The 22284-nt window shown below is 71.4% G+C and carries 22 protein-coding genes and 3 pseudogenes; 17 read left to right on the top strand and 8 right to left on the bottom strand.

What is annotated here, in order from left to right; genetic code table 11:
* Nucleotides 1-22: 22 nt before the first annotated feature.
* The 12 genes from ACWCV9_RS00210 (at nucleotide 23) to ACWCV9_RS00155 (ending at nucleotide 11485) form a co-directional block, all read left to right on the top strand.
* Nucleotides 23-1003: an amino acid ABC transporter permease gene (locus ACWCV9_RS00210; RefSeq protein ID WP_450783306.1), complete on the top strand. Its 981-nt coding sequence runs from the start codon at nucleotides 23-25 to the stop codon at nucleotides 1001-1003.
* On the top strand, nucleotides 1000-1797 hold the full coding sequence (locus ACWCV9_RS00205; RefSeq protein ID WP_450783305.1) for an amino acid ABC transporter ATP-binding protein: 798 nt from the start codon (nucleotides 1000-1002) through the stop codon (nucleotides 1795-1797). The genes ACWCV9_RS00210 and ACWCV9_RS00205 overlap by 4 nt, the downstream gene beginning before the upstream one ends.
* Before the next feature lie 69 nt (nucleotides 1798-1866).
* Nucleotides 1867-2895: a transporter substrate-binding domain-containing protein gene (locus ACWCV9_RS00200; protein ID WP_450783304.1), complete on the top strand. Its 1029-nt coding sequence runs from the start codon at nucleotides 1867-1869 to the stop codon at nucleotides 2893-2895.
* A 91-nt stretch (nucleotides 2896-2986) separates the two neighbouring features.
* Nucleotides 2987-3712 (top strand): GNAT family N-acetyltransferase, encoded by a 726-nt coding sequence (locus tag ACWCV9_RS00195; RefSeq protein WP_450783303.1) that lies wholly within the window; start codon nucleotides 2987-2989, stop codon nucleotides 3710-3712.
* A gap of 59 nt (nucleotides 3713-3771) precedes the next feature.
* Nucleotides 3772-3858 (top strand): putative leader peptide, encoded by an 87-nt coding sequence (locus ACWCV9_RS00190; RefSeq protein WP_450784205.1) that lies wholly within the window; start codon nucleotides 3772-3774, stop codon nucleotides 3856-3858.
* 77 nt (nucleotides 3859-3935) lie between these two features.
* Nucleotides 3936-5144, top strand: coding sequence for an LLM class flavin-dependent oxidoreductase (locus ACWCV9_RS00185; RefSeq protein WP_450783302.1), 1209 nt, complete (start codon nucleotides 3936-3938; stop codon nucleotides 5142-5144).
* Nucleotides 5145-5166: 22 nt separating this feature from the next.
* On the top strand, nucleotides 5167-6540 hold the full coding sequence (locus ACWCV9_RS00180) for an NtaA/DmoA family FMN-dependent monooxygenase (RefSeq protein ID WP_450783300.1): 1374 nt from the start codon (nucleotides 5167-5169) through the stop codon (nucleotides 6538-6540).
* Entirely contained in the window at nucleotides 6537-7628 is a 1092-nt protein-coding gene (locus tag ACWCV9_RS00175) for an LLM class flavin-dependent oxidoreductase (RefSeq protein WP_450783299.1), read from the top strand. The genes ACWCV9_RS00180 and ACWCV9_RS00175 overlap by 4 nt, the downstream gene beginning before the upstream one ends.
* A complete protein-coding gene (locus tag ACWCV9_RS00170; protein WP_450783298.1) occupies nucleotides 7621-8772 on the top strand; it encodes an LLM class flavin-dependent oxidoreductase in 1152 nt (383 codons plus the stop codon). Before ACWCV9_RS00175 ends, ACWCV9_RS00170 begins: the two co-directional genes overlap by 8 nt.
* Before the next feature lie 51 nt (nucleotides 8773-8823).
* The gene (gene ssuE, locus ACWCV9_RS00165; protein WP_385846896.1) at nucleotides 8824-9381 is read left to right on the top strand and encodes an NADPH-dependent FMN reductase; all 558 of its coding nucleotides are present in this window, start codon (nucleotides 8824-8826) and stop codon (nucleotides 9379-9381) included.
* A gap of 93 nt (nucleotides 9382-9474) precedes the next feature.
* The gene (locus ACWCV9_RS00160; RefSeq protein ID WP_450783297.1) at nucleotides 9475-10635 is read left to right on the top strand and encodes an LLM class flavin-dependent oxidoreductase; all 1161 of its coding nucleotides are present in this window, start codon (nucleotides 9475-9477) and stop codon (nucleotides 10633-10635) included.
* Nucleotides 10636-10888: 253 nt separating this feature from the next.
* Entirely contained in the window at nucleotides 10889-11485 is a 597-nt protein-coding gene (locus ACWCV9_RS00155; protein WP_450783296.1) for a dihydrofolate reductase family protein, read from the top strand.
* Between the two features lie 159 nt (nucleotides 11486-11644).
* Here the strand turns inward: ACWCV9_RS00155 and ACWCV9_RS00150 are convergent, their stop codons facing one another.
* The 8 genes and pseudogenes from ACWCV9_RS00150 to ACWCV9_RS00115 all read right to left on the bottom strand — a co-directional run.
* Nucleotides 11645-11986, bottom strand: a complete 342-nt coding sequence (locus ACWCV9_RS00150) for an AAA family ATPase (protein ID WP_450783295.1) — start codon at nucleotides 11984-11986, stop codon at nucleotides 11645-11647.
* Nucleotides 11983-14358: a methyltransferase, FxLD system gene (gene fxlM / locus ACWCV9_RS00145; RefSeq protein ID WP_450783293.1), complete on the bottom strand. Its 2376-nt coding sequence runs from the start codon at nucleotides 14356-14358 to the stop codon at nucleotides 11983-11985. The genes ACWCV9_RS00150 and fxlM overlap by 4 nt, the downstream gene beginning before the upstream one ends.
* 371 nt (nucleotides 14359-14729) lie before the next feature.
* Complete coding sequence (locus ACWCV9_RS00140; protein WP_450783292.1) at nucleotides 14730-15344, bottom strand: NUDIX hydrolase; 615 nt, start codon at nucleotides 15342-15344, stop codon at nucleotides 14730-14732.
* Nucleotides 15341-15820 carry a hypothetical protein gene (locus tag ACWCV9_RS00135; RefSeq protein ID WP_450783291.1) on the bottom strand — a complete coding sequence of 160 codons (480 nt, stop codon included), beginning with the start codon at nucleotides 15818-15820 and terminating at the stop codon, nucleotides 15341-15343. Before ACWCV9_RS00135 ends, ACWCV9_RS00140 begins: the two co-directional genes overlap by 4 nt.
* Nucleotides 15817-16413 (bottom strand): annotated as a pseudogene (locus tag ACWCV9_RS00130) (protein-L-isoaspartate O-methyltransferase); the annotation flags it as partial. The pseudogene ACWCV9_RS00130 and the gene ACWCV9_RS00135, both read right to left, overlap by 4 nt.
* Nucleotides 16414-16552: 139 nt before the next feature.
* Nucleotides 16553-16678, bottom strand: a pseudogene (locus ACWCV9_RS00125) (protein-L-isoaspartate O-methyltransferase); the annotation flags it as partial.
* Nucleotides 16679-17163: 485 nt separating this feature from the next.
* Nucleotides 17164-18630, bottom strand: a complete 1467-nt coding sequence (locus ACWCV9_RS00120) for an NUDIX domain-containing protein (RefSeq protein ID WP_450783290.1) — start codon at nucleotides 18628-18630, stop codon at nucleotides 17164-17166.
* Between the two features lie 369 nt (nucleotides 18631-18999).
* Nucleotides 19000-19080, bottom strand: a pseudogene (locus ACWCV9_RS00115) (DNA-binding response regulator); the annotation flags it as partial.
* Between the two features lie 126 nt (nucleotides 19081-19206).
* Between ACWCV9_RS00115 and ACWCV9_RS00110 the strand changes: the two are divergent.
* The 5 genes from ACWCV9_RS00110 (at nucleotide 19207) to ACWCV9_RS00090 (ending at nucleotide 21998) form a co-directional block, all read left to right on the top strand.
* Nucleotides 19207-19392: a CsbD family protein gene (locus ACWCV9_RS00110; protein WP_031171553.1), complete on the top strand. Its 186-nt coding sequence runs from the start codon at nucleotides 19207-19209 to the stop codon at nucleotides 19390-19392.
* A gap of 150 nt (nucleotides 19393-19542) precedes the next feature.
* The gene (locus ACWCV9_RS00105; RefSeq protein WP_450783289.1) at nucleotides 19543-20472 is read left to right on the top strand and encodes a YihY/virulence factor BrkB family protein; all 930 of its coding nucleotides are present in this window, start codon (nucleotides 19543-19545) and stop codon (nucleotides 20470-20472) included.
* A 158-nt stretch (nucleotides 20473-20630) separates the two neighbouring features.
* The gene (locus tag ACWCV9_RS00100; RefSeq protein ID WP_450783288.1) at nucleotides 20631-21047 is read left to right on the top strand and encodes a polyketide cyclase; all 417 of its coding nucleotides are present in this window, start codon (nucleotides 20631-20633) and stop codon (nucleotides 21045-21047) included.
* Complete coding sequence (locus tag ACWCV9_RS00095; protein WP_450783287.1) at nucleotides 21047-21475, top strand: MarR family winged helix-turn-helix transcriptional regulator; 429 nt, start codon at nucleotides 21047-21049, stop codon at nucleotides 21473-21475. The genes ACWCV9_RS00100 and ACWCV9_RS00095 overlap by 1 nt, the downstream gene beginning before the upstream one ends.
* A 106-nt stretch (nucleotides 21476-21581) precedes the next feature.
* Nucleotides 21582-21998: a helix-turn-helix domain-containing protein gene (locus tag ACWCV9_RS00090; protein WP_450783285.1), complete on the top strand. Its 417-nt coding sequence runs from the start codon at nucleotides 21582-21584 to the stop codon at nucleotides 21996-21998.
* Nucleotides 21999-22284 lie beyond the last annotated feature (286 nt).

The following is a 22284-nucleotide window of genomic DNA, read 5'->3' as shown; positions in this document are numbered from 1 at the left end:
TCCCACCCAGCCGGAGCCCACCATGAGCGAACCCCCTGGCGCCACCGTCACGTTGCCCGAGGCGCCTACCGCCACCGAACCGCCCAAGGCCCTCACCGCCCAGCGAGTGCAGCCGTTGCGCAGGCCGGGACGCTGGATCGCCACCGCGGTCGTCCTGGTCCTGGTCGCCCAGTTCGCACACGGGCTGGTGACCAACCCCTTCTACCAGTGGGACCGCTGGAGCTACTGGTTCCTGCGGCCGACCATCCTCGACGGCCTGCTCATCACCCTCGAAGTCACCGCCTACAGCGCCGTGCTGGGCCTCGTCGGCGGTGTCCTGCTCGCCCTGGCCCGGCTGTCGAAGAGCCCGGTGCTGCGCGCGGTCAGCTGGACCTATGTCTGGGCGTTCCGCTCCATCCCGCTCATCGTGGTCCTGATCTTCCTCTACAACTTCAGCGCCCTGTACAAGACGTTGAGCGTCGGCATCCCCTTCGGGCCGGCCTTCTTCTCCTTCGACGAGTCGAAACTCGCCACCGACATGGTCGTCGCCGTCGTCGGCCTCAGCCTCAACGAGGCCGCCTACGCGGCCGAGGTGGTGCGCGGCGGCATCCTCTCCGTCGACCAGGGCCAGCACGAGGCGGCCGCCGCCCTCGGCCTGCCCAAGGTCTACCAGTTCCGCAGAATCGTCCTTCCGCAGGCGCTGCGCTCCATCATCCCCAACTACGTCAACCAGCTCATCGGCCTGATCAAGGGCACCTCGCTGGTCTTCTACGTCTCCCTGCTGGACCTGTTCGGCTCCGCGCAGACCATGGGCTCCACCTATCCCGGCGACATCGTGCCGCTGCTGCTCGTCGTCACCGCCTGGTACCTGATCCTGACCAGCGTCGTCTCCGTCATCCAGTTCTACGTCGAGCGGTACTACGCCCGCGGCGCCACCCGCAGCCTGCCGCCCACGCCCCTCCAGAAGCTCCGCACCGGTCTCACCGACCTGCGGGCCCGCATCCGCCGGGAGGCCGCCGTATGACCGCCAAGACCGCCGACGCGCTGGCGGACGTCGAAGCCGCCACCGTCGAGGTCCACGACGTGCACAAGTGGTACGGCACCCACCGCGTCCTGGACGGCGTCGACCTGACGGTCCGTCCGGGCGAGGTCACCGTGATCCTCGGCCCCTCCGGCTCCGGCAAGTCCACCCTGCTGCGGGTCATCAACCACCTGGAGAAGCCCGAGATCGGCCACGTCAGCATCAACGGCGAGCTGATCGGTGTGAAGCGGCAGGGCGACCGGCTGAAGGAGCTGAGCGAGCGGGCCATCCTCACCCAGCGCGGACGGATCGGGTTCGTCTTCCAGAACTTCAACCTCTTCCCGCACCTGACCGTCCTGGACAACGTGGCCGCGGCCCCCGTCGCCACCGGGCGGCTCGCCCGGGCCGAAGCCCAGGAACTGGCCCGCGAACTCCTCGGCCGGGTCGGCCTCGCCGACAAGACCGGCGCCTACCCGCGCCAGCTCTCCGGCGGCCAGCAGCAGCGCGTCGCCATCGCCCGCGCCCTGGCGCTACGCCCCGGCGTCATCCTCTTCGACGAGCCCACCTCCGCCCTGGACCCCGAACTCGTCGGCGAAGTCCTCGCCGTCATCCGGGACCTGGCCTCCAGCGGCACCACCCTCGTCATCGTCACCCACGAGATCGGCTTCGCCCGCGAGATCGCCGACCGGGTCGTCTTCATCGACGGCGGCAAGATCATCGAGCAGGGACCGCCCTCCGAAGTACTCGACACACCACGGCACGAGCGGACCCGGGACTTCCTCAGCAAGGTCCTGTGACCCGCCGCCCCCACGACCTCCCCCCACGCCACCACCCTCATCACCGCCCCTGAGCGACAAGGAACGGCCATGCGCACCCACGTCACCCGACGCAGCCTGATACGCGGCATCACCGCGGCGACCGCCGTCGCCTCCCTGGCCACCGGGCTCGCCGCCTGCGGTGGCAACAGCGACGCGGCCACCACCACCGACACCGTCGCCCAGCCCGGCGAGGTCGTCATCGGCCAGGCCTCCAACGGCGCCGCCCAGCAGACCACCATCAAGGTCTCCGAGGTCAAGTCCATCAGCGCCGAACTGCCCGCCGCCCTCAGGAAGAGCGGCAAGCTGGAGATCGGCATCGGCGCCCTGCCCGCCGGCTTCCCGCCGCTGGCCTACGTGGGCAGCGACCAGAAGACCCTCACCGGCGCGGAGCCCGACTTCGGCCGGCTGGTCGCCGCGGTCCTCGGCCTCAAGCCCGAGGTGAAGAACTCCACATGGGAGAACCTCTTCGTCGGCATCGACAGCGGCAAGGTCGACGTGGCGTTCTCCAACGTCACCGACACCGAAGAGCGCAAGAAGAAGTACGAGTTCGCCTCCTACCGGCAGGACAACCTCGCCTTCGCCGTGCCGAAGAAGAGCACCTGGAACTTCGGCGGCACCTACGAGAACCTCGCCGGCAGGACCATCTCCGTGAGCGCCGGGACCAACCAGGAGAAGATCCTCCTGGAGTGGAAGGCAAAGCTGGCCAAGGAGGGCAAGAAGCTCACCGTCAAGTACTTCCAGGACAGCAACAGCGTCTACCTGGCCCTGTCCGGCGGCAAGATCGACGCGTACTTCGGCCCCAACCCCGGCATCGCCTACCACAACAGGCAGACCGCGAACACGCCCAACGCCACCCGCACCGCGGGCACCTACTCGGGCGCCGGAGCGAGCCTCCAGGGCCTGATCGCGGCCACCGCCAAGAAGGACAGCGGCCTGGCCAAGCCGCTCGCCGACGCCATCAACCACCTGATCAAGAACGGTCAGTACGCCGAGTGGCTCAAGGCCTACAACCTCTCCAACGAGGCCGTCGCCACGTCCGAGGTCAACCCGCCCGGACTCCCGCTCGACAACTCCTGACCACCGCGTGCCGGGGACCCCACCACCCACCTCCCGGTGGGGTCCCCGGTACGCCGGACACCCCGAGCCGTACCCCGGAGACCGCCACGCCATGTCCGTCACCACCGTCGACGCCACGTCCTCGCACGTCCTGGACAACCCCGCCTGGGCCGCCCTCACCGGACCCCATGCCCACTTCGCCGAACGCATCGGCGACGCCGCCCGCTACCCCCAGGACGTATCCCCCTTCCACGCCCTCTCCGACGAGGACGACCCGCGCGCCTGGGCCGACCTGGCCCGCCTCGTCGGTCCCGGCGGCACCGCCGCGGTACGAGGCGTCACCGAGGCGCCCGACGGCTGGGAGGTCGTCAACGTCGTACAAGGCGTCCAGCTCGTGGACACCTCCCTGCGCGCCGAGCCCGACCCCGAGGCAGTACGCCTCGGCCCCGACGACGTACCCCAGATCCTCGACCTGGTCGCCCGCACCGAACCCGGCCCCTACCGGCGCCGCACCGTCGAGATGGGCACCTACCTCGGCATCCGTCACCGCGGCCGGCTGATCGCCCTGGCCGGCGAGCGGCTGCACCCGCCCGGCTGGACGGAGATCAGCGCCGTGTGCACCGACCCCGACCACCGGGGCCGGGGGCTGGCCACCCGCCTGGTCCGTGCCGTCGCCGCAGGCATCAAGGAACGCGGGGAACAGCCCTTCCTGCACGCCGCGGCCACCAACGCGAACGCGATCCGGCTGTACGAGTCGATCGGCTTCACCCTGCGCAGCCGCACGGTCTTCTCACTCGTCCGGCACATCGGGGCCGCCGCGCCGGAAGAAACGGCATAGCCGTGTCGTTGTCCTTGTCGAGGGTGAGTGCGCGGCCCACGTCGACGGAGGTGCGAGACATGACACGTGTACTGCGTGCCGTTCTCCTGCACTCCCGGCCCCACATCGACCTCCAGCGCGTGGCCGGCTCCCTCTGTAGCTCCTGACCCCGTTTCCCCAGCCGCCGTGCGCCCAGACTTCCGCGGGCCGGCGATCTCGTACGGACCTCCAGGAAGGCACTCTCGTGTCCTCAACTCCAGTTTCTCCTCTGCACCTTGCCGTCGCCCTCGACGGAACCGGCTGGCATCCCGCCTCCTGGCGCGAGCAAGTCGCCCGGCCCCGCGACCTGTTCACCGCCGGACACTGGGCGAACCTCGTCGCCGAGGCCGAGCGCGGACTGCTCGACTTCGTCACCTTCGAGGACGGCCTCGGCCTGCAATCCTCCGACTACCGCGAACTCGACGGCCGCACCGACCAGGTCCGTGGCCGGCTGGACGCCGTACTGACCGCCGCCCGGATCGCACCCCTGACCCGGCACATCGGCCTGGTGCCGACCGTGATCGCCACCCACACCGAGCCGTTCCACATCTCCAAGGCGATCGCCACCCTCGACTACGTGAGCACCGGCCGCGCGGGCCTGCGCGTCCAGGTCTCCGCCCGGCCCCACGAGTTCGACCACTTCGGCCGCCGTACCTTCCCGCCGATCGAGCTGAGCGAACTGGACAGCCCGACCGGGCAGGAACGCCTCACCGAACTCTTCGACGAGGCCGCGGACTACGTCGAGGTCGTGCGCCGGCTCTGGGACAGCTGGGAGGACGACGCGGAGATCCGGGACGCCGCCACCGGACGCTTCATCGACCGCGACAAGCTGCACTACATCGATTTCCAGGGCAAGCACTTCAGCGTCAAGGGGCCCTCCATCACCCCGCGCCCGCCCCAGGGCCAGCCCCTGGTGACCGCCCTCGCCCACCGGACCCTTCCCTACCGGCTGGTGGCCCGCCAGGCAGACGTCGGCTACGTCACCCCGCAGGACACCGCGCACGCCCGGGCGATCGTCGCCGAGATCCGGGCCGAGCAGGAGGCCGCCGGGCGGGCCGGCGAACCTCTGCATGTCTTCGGTGACCTGGTCGTCTTCCTGGACGACGAGCAGACCGCCGCGGAGGACCGCCGGGCACGGCTCGACGCCCTCGCCGGTGAGCCGTACACCAGCGACGCCCGCATCTTCGCCGGCACCCCTGCACAACTCGCCGACCTGTTGCAGGAGTGGGCGGAGCAGGGCCTGAGCGGGTTCCGGCTGCGGCCCGCCGTCGCCGGACACGACCTGCCGGCCATCACCCGCGGTCTGGTCCCCGAACTCCAGCGCCGGGGTGTCTTCCGCACCGCCTACGAGGCCGACACCCTGCGCGGCCTGCTGGGCCTCGCCCGCCCCGCCAACCGCTACGCCGCCGCCTGAGCCGGAAGGACCCCGCACCGACATGACCAGCAAACCGCTGAAGCAGATCCACCTGGCCGCCCACTTCCCCGGCGTCAACAACACCACCGTGTGGAGCGACCCGAAGGCCGGCAGCCACATCGAGTTCAGCTCCTTCGCCCACTTCGCCCGCACCGCCGAACGCGCCAAATTCGACTTCCTGTTCCTCGCCGAGGGACTGCGCCTGCGCGAACAGGGCGGAAAGATCTACGACCTGGACGTCGTCGGCCGCCCCGACACCTTCACCGTGCTGGCCGCGCTCGCCGCCGTCACCGACCACCTCGGCCTGACCGGCACCATCAACTCGACGTTCAACGAGCCCTACGAGGTGGCCCGCCAGTTCGCCAGCCTCGACCACCTCTCCGGCGGCCGGGCCGCCTGGAACGTCGTCACCTCCTGGGACGCCTTCACCGGCGAGAACTTCCGCCGCGGCGGCTTCCTCCCCCAGGACCAGCGCTACTCCCGCGCCAAGGAGTTCCTAGCCACCGCGCACGAGCTCTTCGACTCCTGGCACGGCGACGAGATCGTCGCCGACCAGGCCACCGGCGTCTTCCTGCGCGACGCGAAGGCCGGCTCCTTCACCCACACCGGCCAACACTTCGACATCCACGGCCAGTTCAATGTCCCGCGCTCCCCGCAGGGACGCCCGGTGATCTTCCAGGCCGGCGACTCCGAGGAGGGCCGTGAGTTCGCCGCTTCCAGCGCCGACGCCATCTTCAGCCGGCACGCCACCCTGGAGGCGGGGCAGGCCTTCTACACGGACGTCAAGAACCGCCTTGCCAAGTACGGCCGCCGCCACGACCAGCTGCTGATCCTGCCCGCCGCCTCCTTCGCACTCGCCGACACCGACGCCGAGGCCGAGGAACTCGCACGGGAGGTGCGCCGCCAGCAGGTCAGCGGCGCCACCGCCATCAAGCACCTGGAGTTCGTCTGGAACCGGGACCTGTCCTCCTACGACCCCGAAGGGCCGCTGCCCGACATCGACCCGGACGTCAGCGACGAGCACATCTCCAAGGGCCGTGCCCAGGTGCGCATGTACCGCGACCCGCTGGCCACCGCCCGGGAGTGGCGCGAGCTGGCCGCCGCCAACAACTGGTCCATCCGCGACCTGGTCATCAACACCGGCAACCGGCAGACCTTCGTCGGCTCCCCGGCGACCATCGCCAGGGCCATCAACGACCACGTCCAGGCCGACGCCAGCGACGGCTTCATCCTCGTGCCGCACATCACCCCCACCGGCCTCGACGACTTCGCCGACAAGGTCGTCCCGCTCCTTCAGGAACAGGGCGTCTTCCGCACCGAGTACGAGGGCCCCACCCTCCGCCACCACCTGGGGATCGCACACCCCGACGCCGTCGACGACCGGGTGGCGTCGTGAGGTTCCTCGCCATCACCCTCATCACCCACCGCCCGGACCCGGTCACCGGGGTGCAGAAGTCCACCCACGACCGCTTCCGCGAGGTGCTCGACAACGCGGTCCTGGCCGAGGAGCTGGGCTTCGACGGCTTCGGCGTGGGGGAGCGGCACGAGCGGCCGTTCATCTCCTCGTCCCCGACCGTCGTACTCAGCCATGTGGCCGCCCTGACCAGGCGCATCCGCCTGTTCACGGCCGTCACGACGCTCAGCCTGCTCGACCCGGTCCGCGCGTACGAGGACTACGCCACCCTCGACCACCTCTCCGACGGACGCCTCGACCTGATCATCGGCAAGGGCAACGGCACCGCCCAGCGCGAACTGTTCCAGGTCACGCCCGAGGACCAGTGGGAGCGCAACGCCGAGAGCTACGAGGTGTTCCGGAAGACCTGGCGGCAGGACAAGGTCACCGCCGACACCCGGTTCCGCCCCCCACTGACGGACGCCGAGGTGTGGCCGCGGCCGTATCAGCAGCCGATCCGGGTCTGGCACGGCAGCGCCACCAGCAAGGAGTCGGTCGACCTGGCCGCCCGCTACGGCGACCCGCTGTTCTCGGCGAACGTCACCCACCCCATCGAGCCGTACGCCGAGCTGATCCGCCACTATCGGGAACGCTGGGAGCACTACGGTCACGATCCGGCGCGGATCGCGGTCGGTGCCGGCACGGCCGGTGTCCACGTCGCCCCGACCTCCCAGCAGGCCCTCGCCGCCTACCGGCCGGTCTTCGAGGCCAATCTGGCGCACGCCAAGCAGGCGGGCCTGCCGGTGGTCTTCGAGACCCTGGAGGACTTCGTCACCCGCAGCTCCGCCCTGATCGGGAGCCCGCAGCAGGTCATCGAGAAAGTGCGGCGCTACCACGAGGAGTTCGGGCACACGGTGCTTCATCTCCACGCCGACGCCGGGGGACTGTCCGACGCCGCGCATCGCGCCTCCCTCGAACTGTTCCAGTCCGACGTCGCCCCCGTACTGCGCCGCGAGATCCCCGACCCGCCGTTCGCGTGGGGCCCCGTGCTTCCGACGCAACCACTCACCCAGGAGTCCGTCCATGTCTGACATCGCCCTCGGCGTCCTCGATCTGGTCCCCATCCCGTCCGGCTCGACGGCGGCCGATGCCCTGCGCAACTCGATCGACCTCGCGCAGCAGGCCGAGCGCCTGGGATACGCCCGCTACTGGTTCGCCGAGCACCACCTCAACCCGGGCGTGGCCGGAACCTCACCCGCCGTCGTCCTGGCCCTGACCGCCTCTGCCACCTCGACCATCCGGCTCGGCTCCGGAGCCGTGCAGCTCGGTCACCGCACCGCGCTGTCCACCGTCGAGGAGTTCGGTCTGCTCGACGCGCTGCACCCGGGCCGCTTCGATCTGGGCCTGGGCCGCTCCGGGGGCCGCCCGCCCGGTCCGTCGGACACACCGCGGCCCACGACCACCCCGGTCGTCGACGGCCGCGCCCCGAACGGCCTGCTGATCCCGCCCCCCTTCTCTTTCGCGCAGCTGCTCGGCTCCCCCCGCATCGCCCTCCAGCGCAGGTTGCTCCTGCTGCCGGGCGCCGAATCGCAGGACTACAGCGAGCAGATCGACGACATCCTGGCCCTGCTCGCCGGCACCTACCGCTCCCCGGAGGGCGTCGAAGCGCACGTCGTGCCCGGAGAGGGCGCCGATCTCCAGGTGTGGATCCTGGGCAGCAGCGGCGGCGAGAGCGCGTCCGTCGCGGGCCGCAACGGCCTGCGGTTCGCGGCGAACTACCACGTCAGCCCCGCCACGGTGCTGGAGGCGGTAGAGGGCTACCGGGCCTACTTCCAGCCCTCCGAGGTGCTCGACAAGCCCTACGTCAGCGTCTCGGCCGACGTCGTCGTGGCCGACGACGACGCCACCGCCCGCGAACTCGCCACCGGGTACGGCCCGTGGGTGCGCAGCATCCGCACCGCCGAGGGCGCCATCGAGTTCCCCACGCCGCAGGAGGCGCGCGCCCGCACCTGGACCGAGGAGGACCAGGCTCTCGTCCAGGACCGTCTCGACACCCAGTTCGTCGGCTCGCCGGGCCGGGTGGCCGACCGGCTGGAGCAGCTCCAGGAGGCCACGGGCGCGGACGAGTTGCTCATCACGACGATCACCCACGACCACAAGGACCGGGTCCGCTCCTACGAACTGCTCGCGGAGGAATGGCGCCGAAGGGGTCACTCGTCCCAGCCGCCGAGCTGATGCTCACGCCTGTCCCCGAGGAAGCCCCCCGACCGCCCGAAAGGTCCCGTCATGGCCACCATCCTGTCCGTCTCCGGAAGCCCCTCCCCGACCTCCCGCACCGGACGGCTGCTCCGCCACCTCGACCAGCGGCTCACCGCCCAGGGACACGAGGTGATCCCGCTGGACGTGCGCACCCTCCCCCCGGAGGCCCTGCTGCACGCCGATTTCGGCCATCCCGCGATAGTCCGGGCCGCGGCCCTGTTCGAGCAGGCGGAGGGCGTCGTGATCGGCACCCCCGTCTACAAGGCAGCCTACTCCGGGCTGCTGAAGGCGCTGCTGGACCTGCTGCCGCAGTACGCGCTGGTGGGCAAGACCGTCCTGCCGCTGGCCACCGGCGGCAGCACCGCCCATGTCCTGGCCATCGACTACGCCCTGCGCCCGGTCCTCGCCTCCATGGGCCCCGCCCACATCACCCCCGGCTGGTTCACCCTCGACAAGGACATCACCGTGGGCGACAACGGCACGGTGACTGTCGCGCCGGGCTCGGCCGAGGCGCTGTTCCAGGTCACCGACCAGTTCTCGGCCGCGCTGGGCGGTCGTACGACGCTGCTGGCGGCCACCGGCTGAGTGGCGCGGCGGTCCTGGGCGGCGCTGCCTCAGGGCCGCCCCGCCACCACCTGCTGTGACGCACCCCGACAACCGGCCGATCGGAGTCCCCGCGTGACCCTCACCTTTCACTGGTTCCTGCCCACCAACGGTGACAGCCGCCATGTCGTCGGCGGCGGTCACGGCACCCCCGCCACCGCCTCCGGACAGGACCGGCCGCCGACGGTCGCCCATCTCAGCCGGATCGCGGGCGCCGCCGAGGACCTGGGCTTCGTCGGCGTGCTCACCCCGACCGGCGCCTGGTGCGAGGACGCGTGGCTGACCACCGCGATGGTCAGCCGGCACACCGAGCGGCTGAAGTTCCTGGTCGCCTTCCGCCCCGGCTTCGTCTCGCCCACGCTGGCCGCCCAGATGGCCTCCACCTTCCAGCGGCAGAGCGGCGGACGGCTGCTGCTGAACGTCGTCACCGGCGGCGAGAGTCACGAGCAGCGGGCCTATGGCGACTTCCTCGACAAGGACGCCCGCTACCGCCGTACCGGCGAATTCCTCCAGGTCGTACGGGAGTTGTGGGAGGGCAAGACCGTCGACCTGCACGGCGACCATCTCCGGGTCGAGGACGCCAGGCTGGCGCGGCTACCCGATCCGATCCCGGAGGTGTACTTCGGCGGGTCCTCCCCGATCGCCGGGGAGATCGCCGCACGCCACGCCGACGTCTACCTCACCTGGGGCGAGCCGCCCGCCCAGGTCGCCGAGAAGATCGCCTGGATCAGGAAGCTGGCCGCGCAGCAGGGCCGCAGCCTCCGCTTCGGAATCCGGCTGCACGTCATCACCCGCGACACCTCCGAGCAGGCCTGGGCCGAGGCGGAGCGGCTGCTGGCGGGCTTCGACGCGGAGACGGTACGGCAGGTGCAGGCGGGGCTTGCCCGCAGCGAGTCCGAGGGCCAGCAACGGATGCTGGCCCTGCACGGGGGCGGGAGCCGGGACGGGCTGGAGATTCACCCCAATCTGTGGGCGGGCATCGGACTGGTGCGCGGTGGGGCGGGGACCGCCCTGGTCGGCAGTCACACCGAGGTCGCCGAACGGATCAAGGAGTACGCCGCCCTGGGGATCGAGGAGTTCATCTTCTCCGGGTATCCGCACCTGGAGGAGGCGTACTGGTTCGGCGAGGGCGTACTGCCGAAGCTTCAGGCACAGGGCCTGTGGAGGCACCCGCAGGGACGGCAGGCGGCCCCTGCGGCCCAGGTTTCCTTCGCTGGTGCCGGGAGCGCGCGATGACGTAGGTGATCGCCGACTCGGCGAACGGGTGGGCTCCGGGAGGCCCCCAGGAAGCACGAAGCCCCCGACCGGGCGGTGGCTATTCGGGCAGCAGTTGAGCCCTGGTGCGCGGACGAATCCTCACGAGATTCGACGGCACGGTGCTCGCGCCGGCTGGGCAGGTGCCATGATCACTCAGCGGCCTCGCACCTTGGCACGCCATCCGGCAGTGCCGGGCCGCAACGCGACAGCGTGACCAACGGAGGGACCCGGCATGCGCAAACTCGTCCACTACATCGCCACCACGCTCGATGGCTTCATCGCGGGCCCGGACGGCGGAGACCCCACCGGTCCCAACGGCTTCTGGCCCATAGCGGAGGACTACATACAGCACCTCGTGGCCGAGTACCCGGAGACACTGCCCGTCCAGGCCCGGCAGGCACTGTCCGTCACGGCGGAGGGCACGCACTTCGACACCGTGCTGGAGGGGCGGCGCAGCTACGAGATCGGACTTGCGGCCGGCATCCCCGACGCCTACCCCCACCTGCGCCACCTGGTGTTCTCCCGGACCCTGACCGAGAGCCCGGACCCGGCCGTGGAACTGGTGGCCGACGACCCGGTGGCGACCGTGCGCGAACTCAAGCAGCAGGAAGGCAAGGACATCTGGCTGCTGGGCGGCGCCGAGCTCGCGGGCTCCCTGTACGCCGAGATCGACACGCTCATCCTCAAAGTCGGCCCGCTGACCATTGGCGACGGCATCCCGCTGTTCTCCCGCAAGGCTGCCTTCGACCCCCGTACCTGGACACTCGCGGACCACACCGTCCTCAAGAGCGGCGCAGTGTTCCTCACCTACACGCGCGCCGACAGCTGACGCTCCGGAGGGGCGGCGCTTGTGGAGGCGGGGCGCGGGCGCGCTCCGGGTCACGCAAGCGCCGCCGTACCGCATGCCAGGGCCCTGCGACCCAGGGTGCGGCCCTGTCAGCCCACCGGTCCGGGCCGGTGGGCGTCGCCTTGAAGCAACTGGTGACGGTCATGTCTGGGGTGCCTCCGGCCGTCGGGCCGTGTGGGGGACTGGAAGACGCAGGTGAGCGAGGGCCGTGTGCAGGGTCTGCTCGGGGGTGAGGGCGCTGGTGTCGATGACGTGGCCGCCGGCGTGCCGGGCCAGGCCGGCGACGAAGGCGCCGGTCAACTGCCGCCACAGCGGCAGGTCCTGGTAGTCGCTGGGGCGCAGGGCGTATCCGGCGAGCGCGCTGCGCAGCAGGTCGCCGACGCCCTCCGGGTCGGCGACCGTCGCGCCGGGCACAGCGCGGCACAACCCGGCGGCGAGGGTGGTCTTGCCGCCGCCGGAGGGGCCGTTCAGCCAGACGATCACGCATCCCCCGTTGTCGCGGTGACCGTGTCGGTGCCCCGGCCCGGGGCCGGGAGGTGTCCGCCCCGGCCCGGCCACCGGAACACCAGCCGGGAGTGCTCCTTGTCCAAGACGTCCCCGGCAGGGAGCAGATGGTCGGGCGTGCCGGCCGGGTGGACCGTCAGCACGGGATCGGCGTGCTGGTCGTTGTCCTCGGCGCGAACATGGCGGTCCCAAGCCCGGACCGTGGCCGCGAGCTGATCGGCGAGCTGCGGGCCCTCCTCGCCGAAGGCGTGCACGACCCACTCCCACTCCTTGTCCTCCGGGCGGTCACCGTCCTTGGTCTGGATGTGGATCAGATAGGCGAGCGAGGCGTCGCCGACGATGGCGGGTGCGTCCCGATCCTTCGCGACGCCGGTCACCCCCTCCTCCCGGTCCTGGTGGGCAACCAGGCGGCAGAAGGCGGGCAGGGTGGTGGCCGCGTACAGCTGAAGGGAGCCGAAATAGGCGCCCGCCCCCATGGTCACGCCGGTCGCGACCTCGTGCCGCCGCCCGCGCAGCGCCTCCTCCAGGCCCTCCGTGTCGGCGGCGGCGCCGTCGTCGAAGCGAAGGGTCAGCCCGCCGCCGAGAAGAGGGACGACCGCGACGGCACGGGCCCGCTGCCCCTGGTCGCGGACGAAGCCGGAGTAGGTGAAGCGGCGGGCGTGCAGCACCTCGCCGCGCCGCTCGAACGCGATCGTCCGGGTGTAGCCGCCCATCGCCAGCGGCAGGACGAGGTGGCCGCCTTCGGCCAGCTGCTCGCGCCAGGCCGGGGCGACGTCCCGGCAGTTGTACGTGATCACGCTGCCGTCGAAGCCGCCGCGGGGCGCGAGGTGGGCGGGGGCGCCGAGCGTCGCATCGGCCTCGACGGCGGTGACGCGTCCACTGCCGGTCTCTGTGAGGAAGGCGCGGGTGCGGCGTACGACCCACGGGTCGATGTCGGCGGTCACCACTCGCCCCTCGGGCCCGGCGACGTGAGCGATCAGCTCGGCGTCGTAGCCACCGGAGCCCGCCTCGAACACGATCGCGCCCGGTTTCAGGCGCAGGCCTTCGAGCATGTCGGCCTGGAGCCAGGCCGCGGACACCGAGCTGATGGCCGTTCCGGTCTCGTCGCGGCGGGTGACGACGGCGCGGTCGCCGCCGTCGTACGCGGCCGCCAGGTTCGCTTCCGGGGCGAAACGGTGGCGGGGCACGGTCCGCAGCGCGTCGCGGACCGGCTCGGACGGGGCCCAGCCGCCGTCGATCACCATCTGGGCCATCGCCTGCCGCAGTCGGACGGCTTCGGCCGGCTCACCCGGCACCGGCGGACGGTCGGGGGCGAGCGGGTAGGAGATCACGGGCGGCAGGTCCGGGATCACGCCGGGCCACACCGCATCCAACGCGGACGCGGCGGGGACGAAGATGTCTCCGGCACAGGCGAGAGCGTGCAGGTCGAAGAACTCCCAGCGGGCGAACTTGTCCTCCTCCGGGTTGGTCAGGGTGCCCGTCCACGCGGTGATGCGGACGACGGCGGTGAGCCGTGGGATGCCGTGGCTGTCGTCGACCAGCATCGTCACCACGTACGCGTCGGCCGGGTCGGCGACCAGGCCCGTCTCCTCGGCGAGTTCGCGGACCGCCGCGGCGGCGAAGCCCTCCGGGCCGCGGGTCTTGCCGCCGGGAAGCTCGAGCATGCCGCGGCGGGACCGGCCGAGCAGGACCCGCCCGGCGCCGTCGGTGACGACAGCGAGGGCGCCGGTCAGGGCATGGGCGGTGGTCGGCCGCTTCTCGACGGCCCGGGTGCCGGAGTGACAGGGGCCGCGCAGGACCAGGAAGGCCAGACCGTCCGCGTCCATCCGCTCCACCGTCTCCCATCCGGCGGCGAGCACGGTGATCTCGTCCTCGTCCAAGGCGATGCCGCGCCGCTCCTCGGGTGTGTTCGCCGCCACCGGGGTGATGATGACGAGAGCGCCGCCGTCCCGGAGCCGCTCACCCAGCCCGTGAAGGACGCGGCCACGGTCCTTCAGGAACGGGTACATCAGGCGCATGACGACCAGGTCGTACCCCTCCTCGTGCAGCGGGACGGGGTCGTCGCGCTCGATGTCCAGTTGCAGCCAGCGCACGCCCTGCACGTCGCTGTGCTCGGTACGGGCCCGGGCGAGCGCGCTCTCGGTGAAGTCGACGGCGTCCACGGTGTAGCCGAGGGAGGCGAGGCAGACGGCCAGCTCGCCGGTGCCGCAACCCACGTCGAGCGCCCGGCCACCGCCGTCCGGGGCGGGGGTGTGTTCGACGAGGAGCTCCCGCTCCCGCTCACCGACCCGCCGGAACCCCTTGCCGTCGCGGAAGTGCTGCTCCCACTGATCGCGGACGGTGTACGTCAATGTGCTGCTCCTCGTGGATAGGTGCGGTGGGGTCAGGGGCGTTGTGCGGCGCGGAGCCGGGCCACGGTGCGTCGGCCGCGCTCGACGAGTTCGGGATCGCCGTGGACGGCGCCGTAGGAGATGCCGGAGACGGAATCCAAAAGATGTGGCGCTGCTGCTCGGGCGAGTACGTGGCGCCGTGCAGGGACCGGCCTCCCACCGCGGCCCGCAGTTGCGCGTCCGCAGCCATGAGCTGGGGCGCGGCCGGGCCGAGACCCGGCACCCAGCCGCGGAGCGCGGCGACTTCCCGCTGGTGGAAGCGGGCGTTCTGATGGACCTTGACCTACCACGCGCCGCCCGCAGCGTCGCACGCCCGCCACACGCGACTCTCCTCACGCGCCCTGGACACGTCCGTCCGGTCGGTGAACCGGCCCACCGCCCGCTCGGCGAAGGTGCGCACCTCCTGCGGGACCGCCCCGAGGCGGGCCGGGTTCGGGGACGAGGGTCAGCCGGTCGGCGGACAAGGTGTAGGCGATCGGGTCGCCGGGCTCCTGGAAGTGCACGGCCATCCGCGCACCGGCCCGGTAGGCGTCCAGCCCGGCCCGGCAGTACGCGACCATGGGCTCCGGAAGCTTGTCGAACGCGAACCAGCCCATGGCGTCGCACACCTGGGGCTCCATAACCCTTGGGGCGCCGTCCCAGCGCCTCACCTCGAAGAACACCCCAAGCCGGGCAGCCCCGGCGGGGGAGCGGTGGTGCACGGTGACGGCTGCGCGGACGTCGGTCGGATCGACGACGATGCCGGCCTCTTCCCGGGTTTCGCGCACCAGGGCCGTGACCATGTCCTCCCACGGCCCGTCCAGGTGACCGCTGACCAGATGCCAGCATCCCGCCGCGTACACGTCGCCGGCCCGCCGGGACAGCAGCACCTCGGGTCCGGCCGGGCCGTCGCGCAGGGCGATGAGGTGAACGTCGAGCGGCTCGGTGTGCCGCTGGGTGCGGGTCACACGTCACCACCGGGGCGGTGGGCGAGCACCGTGAACGCTGCGTCCTCCTTCAGGGAGCCGCCGCAGGCAGAGCCCCGGAGCAGCCGGACCGCCGCGGCCTCGACCTCGTGGTGCCGGCTGGCGAAGAGGGCGGGGAGGGCGAGGCTGGTGGTGCGCAGGTAGCCGAGGATGTCTTCGTAGGAGCGGCCGGTTCCGGTGTACGTGCTGCGGGTGCCCGCGCGCCGGTCGTCTCCGAGGTAGGTCCGGATCAGCCCCCGAAGGGCGGCGGTCCATCCCGATTCGTGGGTCCACAGGCTGCCGTCTCCCGTGATCACCACCACGTACGCCGCGGCCACCCGGTCCACCATGACCAGGACCTCCGGGCGGGACACGCCTTCACTCGTGCCGGGACGGGAGCGGGCGCAGTCGTCGGCCTCGAACCCGAACAGAGCGTGGTACGAGACCGCCGCAGAGGCCGGTTGGTCGGGGCGGGTCATCGTGCATCTCCAGGAGCGTGGGGGAGCTGCCAGGTCAGGGAGCCATCCGGGCTGGTGACCCGCTGGACGTCGTCGGTGTCGAGGTGGAGCCGGTAGGCGGCCGGTTCACCGGCCGCCCGCCAGCGGGCGGCGACGTCCTGGATCTCCGCCCAGATATCCCGGGGGCCGCAGGTCGTCACGTCCCACCGGCGGTGGCCGGCGGCTCGCACGCGCATCCACGACCCGCACTCGGGCGCGCCGATCGTCAGGTCCTCGGCCCCGAAGTGACGCACCAGCCCCGGATACAGGGCGTCCAGGGCCAGCCACATGCCGCGCGCCGTGTCCGCCGGCGGCGCAAGCAGGGTGCGCCGCGTCCACCCGTCGGCCGTGGCGATCGTATGACGGAAGGAGGCGGACAGGAACAGCCGGTCGAAGCCGGCACCGGCGCGGTGCCCGAACTCGACCGCGCGCAGCTCCGCCTCCACGGTCCCGTCCGGCCGTTTGTCGATCACGGCCAGGCCCGGCCACGACGGCGACGACGTCCCGAGCGTCATCAGGGCCCGCCCGCCCGGCGCCAGCTGCTCCACCAGGGCTGTCGGTACGCGGCGGACGGCGAAGGAGACGAAGACCCTCTCGTACGGGCCCGCGTCGGGCCAGCCTGCGGTGCCGTTCCCCGGTCACCGCGGCCGGCTGGTGGCCGATTGCGGACAGGCGCTCGCGGGCGGCCGCGGTGACGTGCGGGTCGATGTCGAGGGTGACGACGCCTGCGTCACCGCACACGAAGCACGCCACCGCCGCGGTCACCCCGGCACCGGTCCCGACGTCCAGCACGCGCTGCCCGGCCCGCAGGTCCAGGAGCTGGAGCAGCTCCGCGGTCATGCCCATCGTGCTCGACATCGCGGTCATCAGGCCCCCGCGGCGCGACCCGGCAGTACGGCCGAGGATCGGCTCCCCGTCGTGCTGGATCGCGACACTGTCACCGCTGTGCAGCCGCTCCAGCAGCTCCTCTTGGTCGGCCGGGCGGGTCCAGTCCAGCAGATCCCAGCGCGGCGGGGTCTCGTCCGGAGCGCTGCGCCGCACATACGCCTGGGGCATCAGGACCTGGCGGGGCAACGCCAGCAGAGCCTCACGCACCGGCCCGGGCCGCAGCTCTCCGCTCGACTCGAGCCGGGCGACCATCGCCGCCCGGGCGTGCGCGGCCCCGGGCGTGTCGGCGGAGGACTGCGGCGGCAGGAGGGGCGCGGCGGACAAGGCGGTGTCACTGCGCCCGTCGCACTCGTGGGGCTCAGCTGGGGCGGGCACGGCGGACGTCAGCACTGCGGCGTGCGGCTCGGGCCCGCTCCCGACTGGTGTGCTCACGCCGTTCACCAGCCCAGCTGGGAGTAGACGCGGCCTTCGGCGATGCCGGCCAGGGCCGTCCGGGTGTAGGAGACGAGCCGCTCCGGCAGCTCGTGCCGCGGCCACCACCGCCAGGCCAGGCACTTGTCGGTCTCCAGGACCCTCGGCTCTCCCTCCCAGCGGCGCGTGCGGAACACGAGGTGCATCAACGGCGGTCCGCCCGTGGTGTCGACGACGTGCACGACGTGCGCGAGATCCACGTCCGCGGGGTCGATGACCAGCCCGGCTTCCTCCCGTGCCTCCCGCACCAGGCACGCAACCGCGGACTCCTGTTCGCACTTGCCGGCCAGGTAGTGCCACGTGTTCCCCGCGAAACGCGAATTGGGGTGGCGCAGGCCCAGGAGCACCCGCCCGTCGTCGTCCTCCAGGTGGAGGTGGACGCCGATGCCGTTGAGCACGGGCCGGCCGCCCGCGTCCCCCGGCACAGGGGCGGCGCCGGGCGTGCCGCTGGGAGGGTTCTCGGCCGCGTGCCGGCGGATGAGGTCTCGCGTGGCGGGGCTCAGGCGGAGCCGGTCCAGTGCGTCGGTGGTGAACCACCGCAGCAGCACGCCCTCGCGCAGTCGGAGGCGATCAGGGTTGCCGCGCCACCGGCCCGTGAACACCTGGATCGGGATGCTGAGCCCGTCGACACTCGTCGCCGTCTCCACGGCGTACGGCTCCAGCTTCTCCAGGCGGAGGTCGGGGACCTCCTCGGACAGCTCCCGCAGCAACGTGCCCTCAAGGCCCGGGTCGTCGTGCGTGCGGCCGCCGCCAAGCAGGTCGAACGCCCCCGGCTGCCGGATGCCAGGCTTGTGATCGCGCAGATGGAGGAGGTACCGGCCCTGCCCGTCGTGGATCAGTGCGGACGCGTTCACCGGCTCCGGCCGACCGTCCCACTGGGCGCGCAGGAGCTTCGTGCGCAACGTGAGCGAGGTGACCTCCGGCATGGCGAGCCACCGTGAGCCGGACACCTCCTCGTTCTGGAGGGTGATCGCCGGCGGCTCGTCGGCGGCGAGGTAGAACACGTAGCGGAAGTCGTAGTGCTGGTGGCCCGGTTCGCCCTTCGAAGGGCTGGCGTCGATGTCGTGGACGTCGATGTCGACGGGCGAGCCGAGCGTCTGCGGGGTCAGGCACAAGGCCCCAGGTGCGATCCCTGCCTCCTCCGCCACCTCGCGCAGCGCCGCGGCGAGCAGCGTGCGGTCCTCAGGCTCGATGTGACCGCCGGGGGTGAGCATCAGGCCGCCGGTGGCCCGGTGCCGGATGTGCAGGACCCGGCACCGCCGGTCCACGACGACGGCACTGCACGTGATATGGCCGGGCAGCGTCGTGCGGGCGGTCACGTCGACGGGCCGGTCCAGGGCGGCGAGCAGCCCGGCCAGGGCATCACGCTCGTCAGGGTGGCGGCCAAGGTACGCCTCGACGGTCTTACGGATCGAGGAGGAGCTGGGAGGCACGAGTGTCGTCTCACCTTCGACGTAGGGGCCTGGGCTGTGGAGGACGCCTTGGCTGGTCAGCTCGCCGTCTCGCGCTCGGCGTCCGGGATCCCGGCCGGGGCCACCGCGGCGGCCTTCAGCGAAGTCGCGGTCGTGTCGCTGCCCGGTTCGACGTGCGTCAATGTGTTCCCTCCCGGAGATGTGGTGGTGGCGTCAGCGTGCTCAACGAGTCAGCCCTGGTTTCGAGCACGTGTTCTTTCGGACGGCTTTCGCGCACCGGAATTCCGCGGGTGCGGGAAGGTGCGCAGTGCACCGACCCTTGCCACGCAAGAGCACGCAGGTGCAGGCGAGTTGGCCGAAACGCCGACGCTCGGTCGTCGCGGCCAAAGGTCAGGCCCGGGACGCTCCGAGGAACCGCAGCACGGCCAGGACGCGGCGGTGGTCCGCCTCGGCCACGGGCAGGTCAAGCTCTGTCACCGGCGTGTCGTCGGTGGGGAGGCCGCATGGGTGGTCCGGACGCGGAGCGGACATCACCTGAGGCGGCGGGGGTAGAGGGGCAGGGACCGCGACGAGCGCGGGCTGAGGAGGAGGGTTTCGATGAGCACTGCGGACAAGGCCGGCAACGCCGGCGACAAGATCAAGGGCAAGGCGAAGGAAGCGGTCGGCAAGGCGGTCGGCAACGAGCGCCTGCAAGCGGAAGGCAAGGCCGACCAGGTCGAAGGCGACGTCAAGCAGGCCGGAGAGAAGGCCAAGGACGCGGCGAAGGACCTCTTCAGGGACTGAGTCGCATTCCCGACGAAGGCGGGCCAGGGCTCATCCGGCTGCGGCCCGCCTTCCGCGCGCAGCCCACGGTTCGACAGCGCAGTCGCGCGGCAGCGGACCGGTACGGCGGCTGTGAGAGTGCCTGGTCATTCCTGTGGGAAGTAGGCGATCATGGATGGTGCTGACGGTCGAAAGCAGGGGTGGTGGGCGGCACTGGGCCGCACACCGCTGGCCGTCTGGAACGATGACGTCACCGACTGGGCCGCCGCTCTGACCTACTACGCCGTCCTCGCGCTGTTCCCCGTCTTGCTGGTGATCCTCTCGGTTCTGGGACTGACCATGCCCACGGCGACCCCCGAGGTGATCGACCGGGTGACGCAGGCTGTCCCGGCCACCTCCCGCGGGCTGCTGCGCAGCGCTCTTCTGGAGATGGCCCAACAGTCGTCCGCCGCATGGATGCTGGTCTTCTTCGGTGCCGTGGGGGCGTTGTGGTCGGGCTGCAGCTATCTGAGTGTCTTCCGCAGGGCCCTGCACGCGATCCACCACGTCGACGCGCACCGGCCGGTGTGGCGCACCGCTCCCCGCATCGTCGTCACCGCGATCGTACTGATCAGCCTGCTGCTGACCACGACTCTCGCGCTGTTGGTGAGCGGGAGCCTCGCCAGGCGCCTGGGGCGGGCGTTCAACCTGGGCACCGTGCCTCAGACCGCGTGGGACGCGCTGCGCTGGGCCGTTCTGGCGGCGGTGGCGGTCGCCCTGGTCTTGGTCCTCTATCGGTCGGGTCCTGCGTCTTCGCGGCCGGTGCGGAAAATGGCGCCGGGTGGTGGTCTGGCGATCGTGCTTCTGCTGACCATCTCCCTCGGTTTCACTCTCTACACCTCGCACGTGAGCACCTACCACCGTCTGTACGGCTCACTGGCCGGCGTGGTGGTCTTCCTCATCTGGCTGTGGCTGTCCAACCTGGCCCTCTTGATCGGCGCGCAGTTCAACGTGGAGCTGGCGAAACCCACCCCGCATCGATCGAAAGCGATGACCGCCTCAGCGTCGCCGACCCACAGCCTCCCGGCTGATCGTCTCCTTCAGGACGACCACGGCGCCTGAGCTGGTCGGCCCCAATGGCAGGCCCCCAGGGTGGCGCGGGCGCGGGCGGTGATTCGGGTGGGTGAGCGCGGCGCCGCGGGAGGGGGGCCGTACCCCTTGGACAGATAGTCTCTGCGCAGATAATCTACAGATGGATCATCTAGTCGAGGAGACCACTCATGTGGGAGTACGAGCACAGCATCGAGACCAGCGCCACCCCCGAGGCGATCTGGCGGCTCTGGGCCGACGTTGAGAACTGGGGCACCTGGAACGCCGAGATCGAGAAGATCGAGATGAATGGTCCGTTCGCGGCGGGCACGCAGATCACGATGACGCCGCCCGGGGACGACCCGGTACTGCTGCGCATCGCCGAGGCGGTCGAGGACGAACTGTTCGTCGACGAGGCGCGCTTCAACGGCCTGCTGCTGCGCACCATGCACCGGATCGACCGGATCGACCAGGACCGGATCCGCGTGGTGTACCGGATGGAGATCACCGGCACCGGCGCCGACGAGGCCGGCCCGCAGATCGGCCCGGGCATCACCGCCGACTGGCCCGAGACGATGGCCTCGCTGGCCGAGCTGGCGCTTCGCTGATGCCCCTCAGCCCCGGCGACAGCCCCGGATTCCTGCTGTGGCACGCCACCCTGCGCTGGCAGCGCGACATCGCCACAGCTCTGGCCCCGCTCGATCTCACCCACGTGCAGTTCGTGCTGCTCTCCTGCACCTGGTGGCTCAACACCCAGGGCGAGCACCCCAACCAGCTGGCCCTCGCCCGCCAAGCCGGCACCGACGTCAAGATGACCTCCCAGGTACTCCGCACCCTGGAACACAAAGGACTCATCGAGCGTGAAGTCGATCCGGCCGACACCCGCGCCAAACGACTGCGCGTCACCGACGCCGGCGCCGACCTGGCCCCCCGCGCGATTGCTGCTGTTGAGCGCGCCGACGCGCGGTTCTTCCAGCCGGTGCCCATCGACGACGCGGTGGCCCTGCTCGGCCGTCTGGCTCATCCCGAAACCTGAAACGCCCTCACTGACAACTGCAAGCCACCGAACCCGAATCCACCGGTCGGTGGCATCTGCAACAGGCCATCCCCACCGACCCAAAAGGAGCGGCCGCCCTCCTCTCATGCCTGCCACCCGCGCCGTGGCCGTCGCACTGACCGTCTCCGGGCGCCACCGGCTGAAGAAGACGGCCTATGGTCACAAGACGCCGCATCAGGCCCGACAGCGGGCAACCATCGTGCTTCTGGCGGCCCGAGTCTGCCCCCACGCCCGGATGGCCGCGCAGACGAGGATGCACGTGGACAGGGTGCGCATCTGGCGGGGCCGGTTCGCCGCCGGCGGCCTGCCTCCCCTGTCCGACCGCAGGCACTCGGGGCCGACCGCCCTCGATCTGTACGTCGCCGAAGTCAAGGCGTTGGCCCGCCAGTTACCCCCCGAGACCGGGGCCCCGCTGTCACGCTGGTCGTGCCCGGAACTGGCCCGCGAGGTGGTCGCCCGGGCCATCGCCCCGGCCATGTCGGCCTCCACCGTGCACCGCTGACTCAAGGCGCATGAGCACCGAGCCCTCCGCCAGCGCCAAGCGCGTCTCCTGGGTCGTCGGCAACGGCTCGTCCCACCGTGGCCGGAAGGGCATCACCCGCCTGACCAGCGCGTTCCCGAAGCCGAGAATGGCCGATGTGTACTTCAGCTGGTCCGAGGGCGGCCCCGTGGGCCCTCTGCTCCGCTGGTCTGCGGCGACGGTGAGGTGTGGCTCCGGTCACCCGCGAGGTACTGCGCCGCGCCGACCGGGACCCGGAGCAACGGCCGCGGGTGCACGTGAGGTGAGA

The sequence above is a fragment of the Streptomyces sp. NPDC001606 genome (assembly GCF_053596835.1).
Note: the sequence above shows the minus strand (reverse complement) of the source record. Positions and strands in the feature narration are given on the sequence as shown.

Bases quoted from the DNA above. Each gene is read 5' to 3' on its own strand.
- ACWCV9_RS00210 (WP_450783306.1), top strand. From the start codon at position 23: ATGAGCGAACCCCCTGGCGCCACCGTCACGTTGCCCGAGGCGCCTACC.
- ACWCV9_RS00205 (WP_450783305.1), top strand. From the start codon at position 1,000: ATGACCGCCAAGACCGCCGACGCGCTGGCGGACGTCGAAGCCGCCACC.
- ACWCV9_RS00200 (WP_450783304.1), top strand. From the start codon at position 1,867: ATGCGCACCCACGTCACCCGACGCAGCCTGATACGCGGCATCACCGCG.
- ACWCV9_RS00195 (WP_450783303.1), top strand. From the start codon at position 2,987: ATGTCCGTCACCACCGTCGACGCCACGTCCTCGCACGTCCTGGACAAC.
- ACWCV9_RS00190 (WP_450784205.1), top strand. From the start codon at position 3,772: ATGACACGTGTACTGCGTGCCGTTCTCCTGCACTCCCGGCCCCACATC.
- ACWCV9_RS00180 (WP_450783300.1), top strand. From the start codon at position 5,167: ATGACCAGCAAACCGCTGAAGCAGATCCACCTGGCCGCCCACTTCCCC.
- ACWCV9_RS00170 (WP_450783298.1), top strand. From the start codon at position 7,621: ATGTCTGACATCGCCCTCGGCGTCCTCGATCTGGTCCCCATCCCGTCC.
- ssuE (WP_385846896.1), top strand. From the start codon at position 8,824: ATGGCCACCATCCTGTCCGTCTCCGGAAGCCCCTCCCCGACCTCCCGC.
- ACWCV9_RS00155 (WP_450783296.1), top strand. From the start codon at position 10,889: ATGCGCAAACTCGTCCACTACATCGCCACCACGCTCGATGGCTTCATC.
- ACWCV9_RS00135 (WP_450783291.1), bottom strand. From the start codon at position 15,820: ATGACCCGCCCCGACCAACCGGCCTCTGCGGCGGTCTCGTACCACGCT.
- ACWCV9_RS00110 (WP_031171553.1), top strand. From the start codon at position 19,207: ATGAGCACTGCGGACAAGGCCGGCAACGCCGGCGACAAGATCAAGGGC.
- ACWCV9_RS00105 (WP_450783289.1), top strand. From the start codon at position 19,543: ATGGATGGTGCTGACGGTCGAAAGCAGGGGTGGTGGGCGGCACTGGGC.
- ACWCV9_RS00100 (WP_450783288.1), top strand. From the start codon at position 20,631: ATGTGGGAGTACGAGCACAGCATCGAGACCAGCGCCACCCCCGAGGCG.
- ACWCV9_RS00095 (WP_450783287.1), top strand. From the start codon at position 21,047: ATGCCCCTCAGCCCCGGCGACAGCCCCGGATTCCTGCTGTGGCACGCC.
- ACWCV9_RS00090 (WP_450783285.1), top strand. From the start codon at position 21,582: ATGCCTGCCACCCGCGCCGTGGCCGTCGCACTGACCGTCTCCGGGCGC.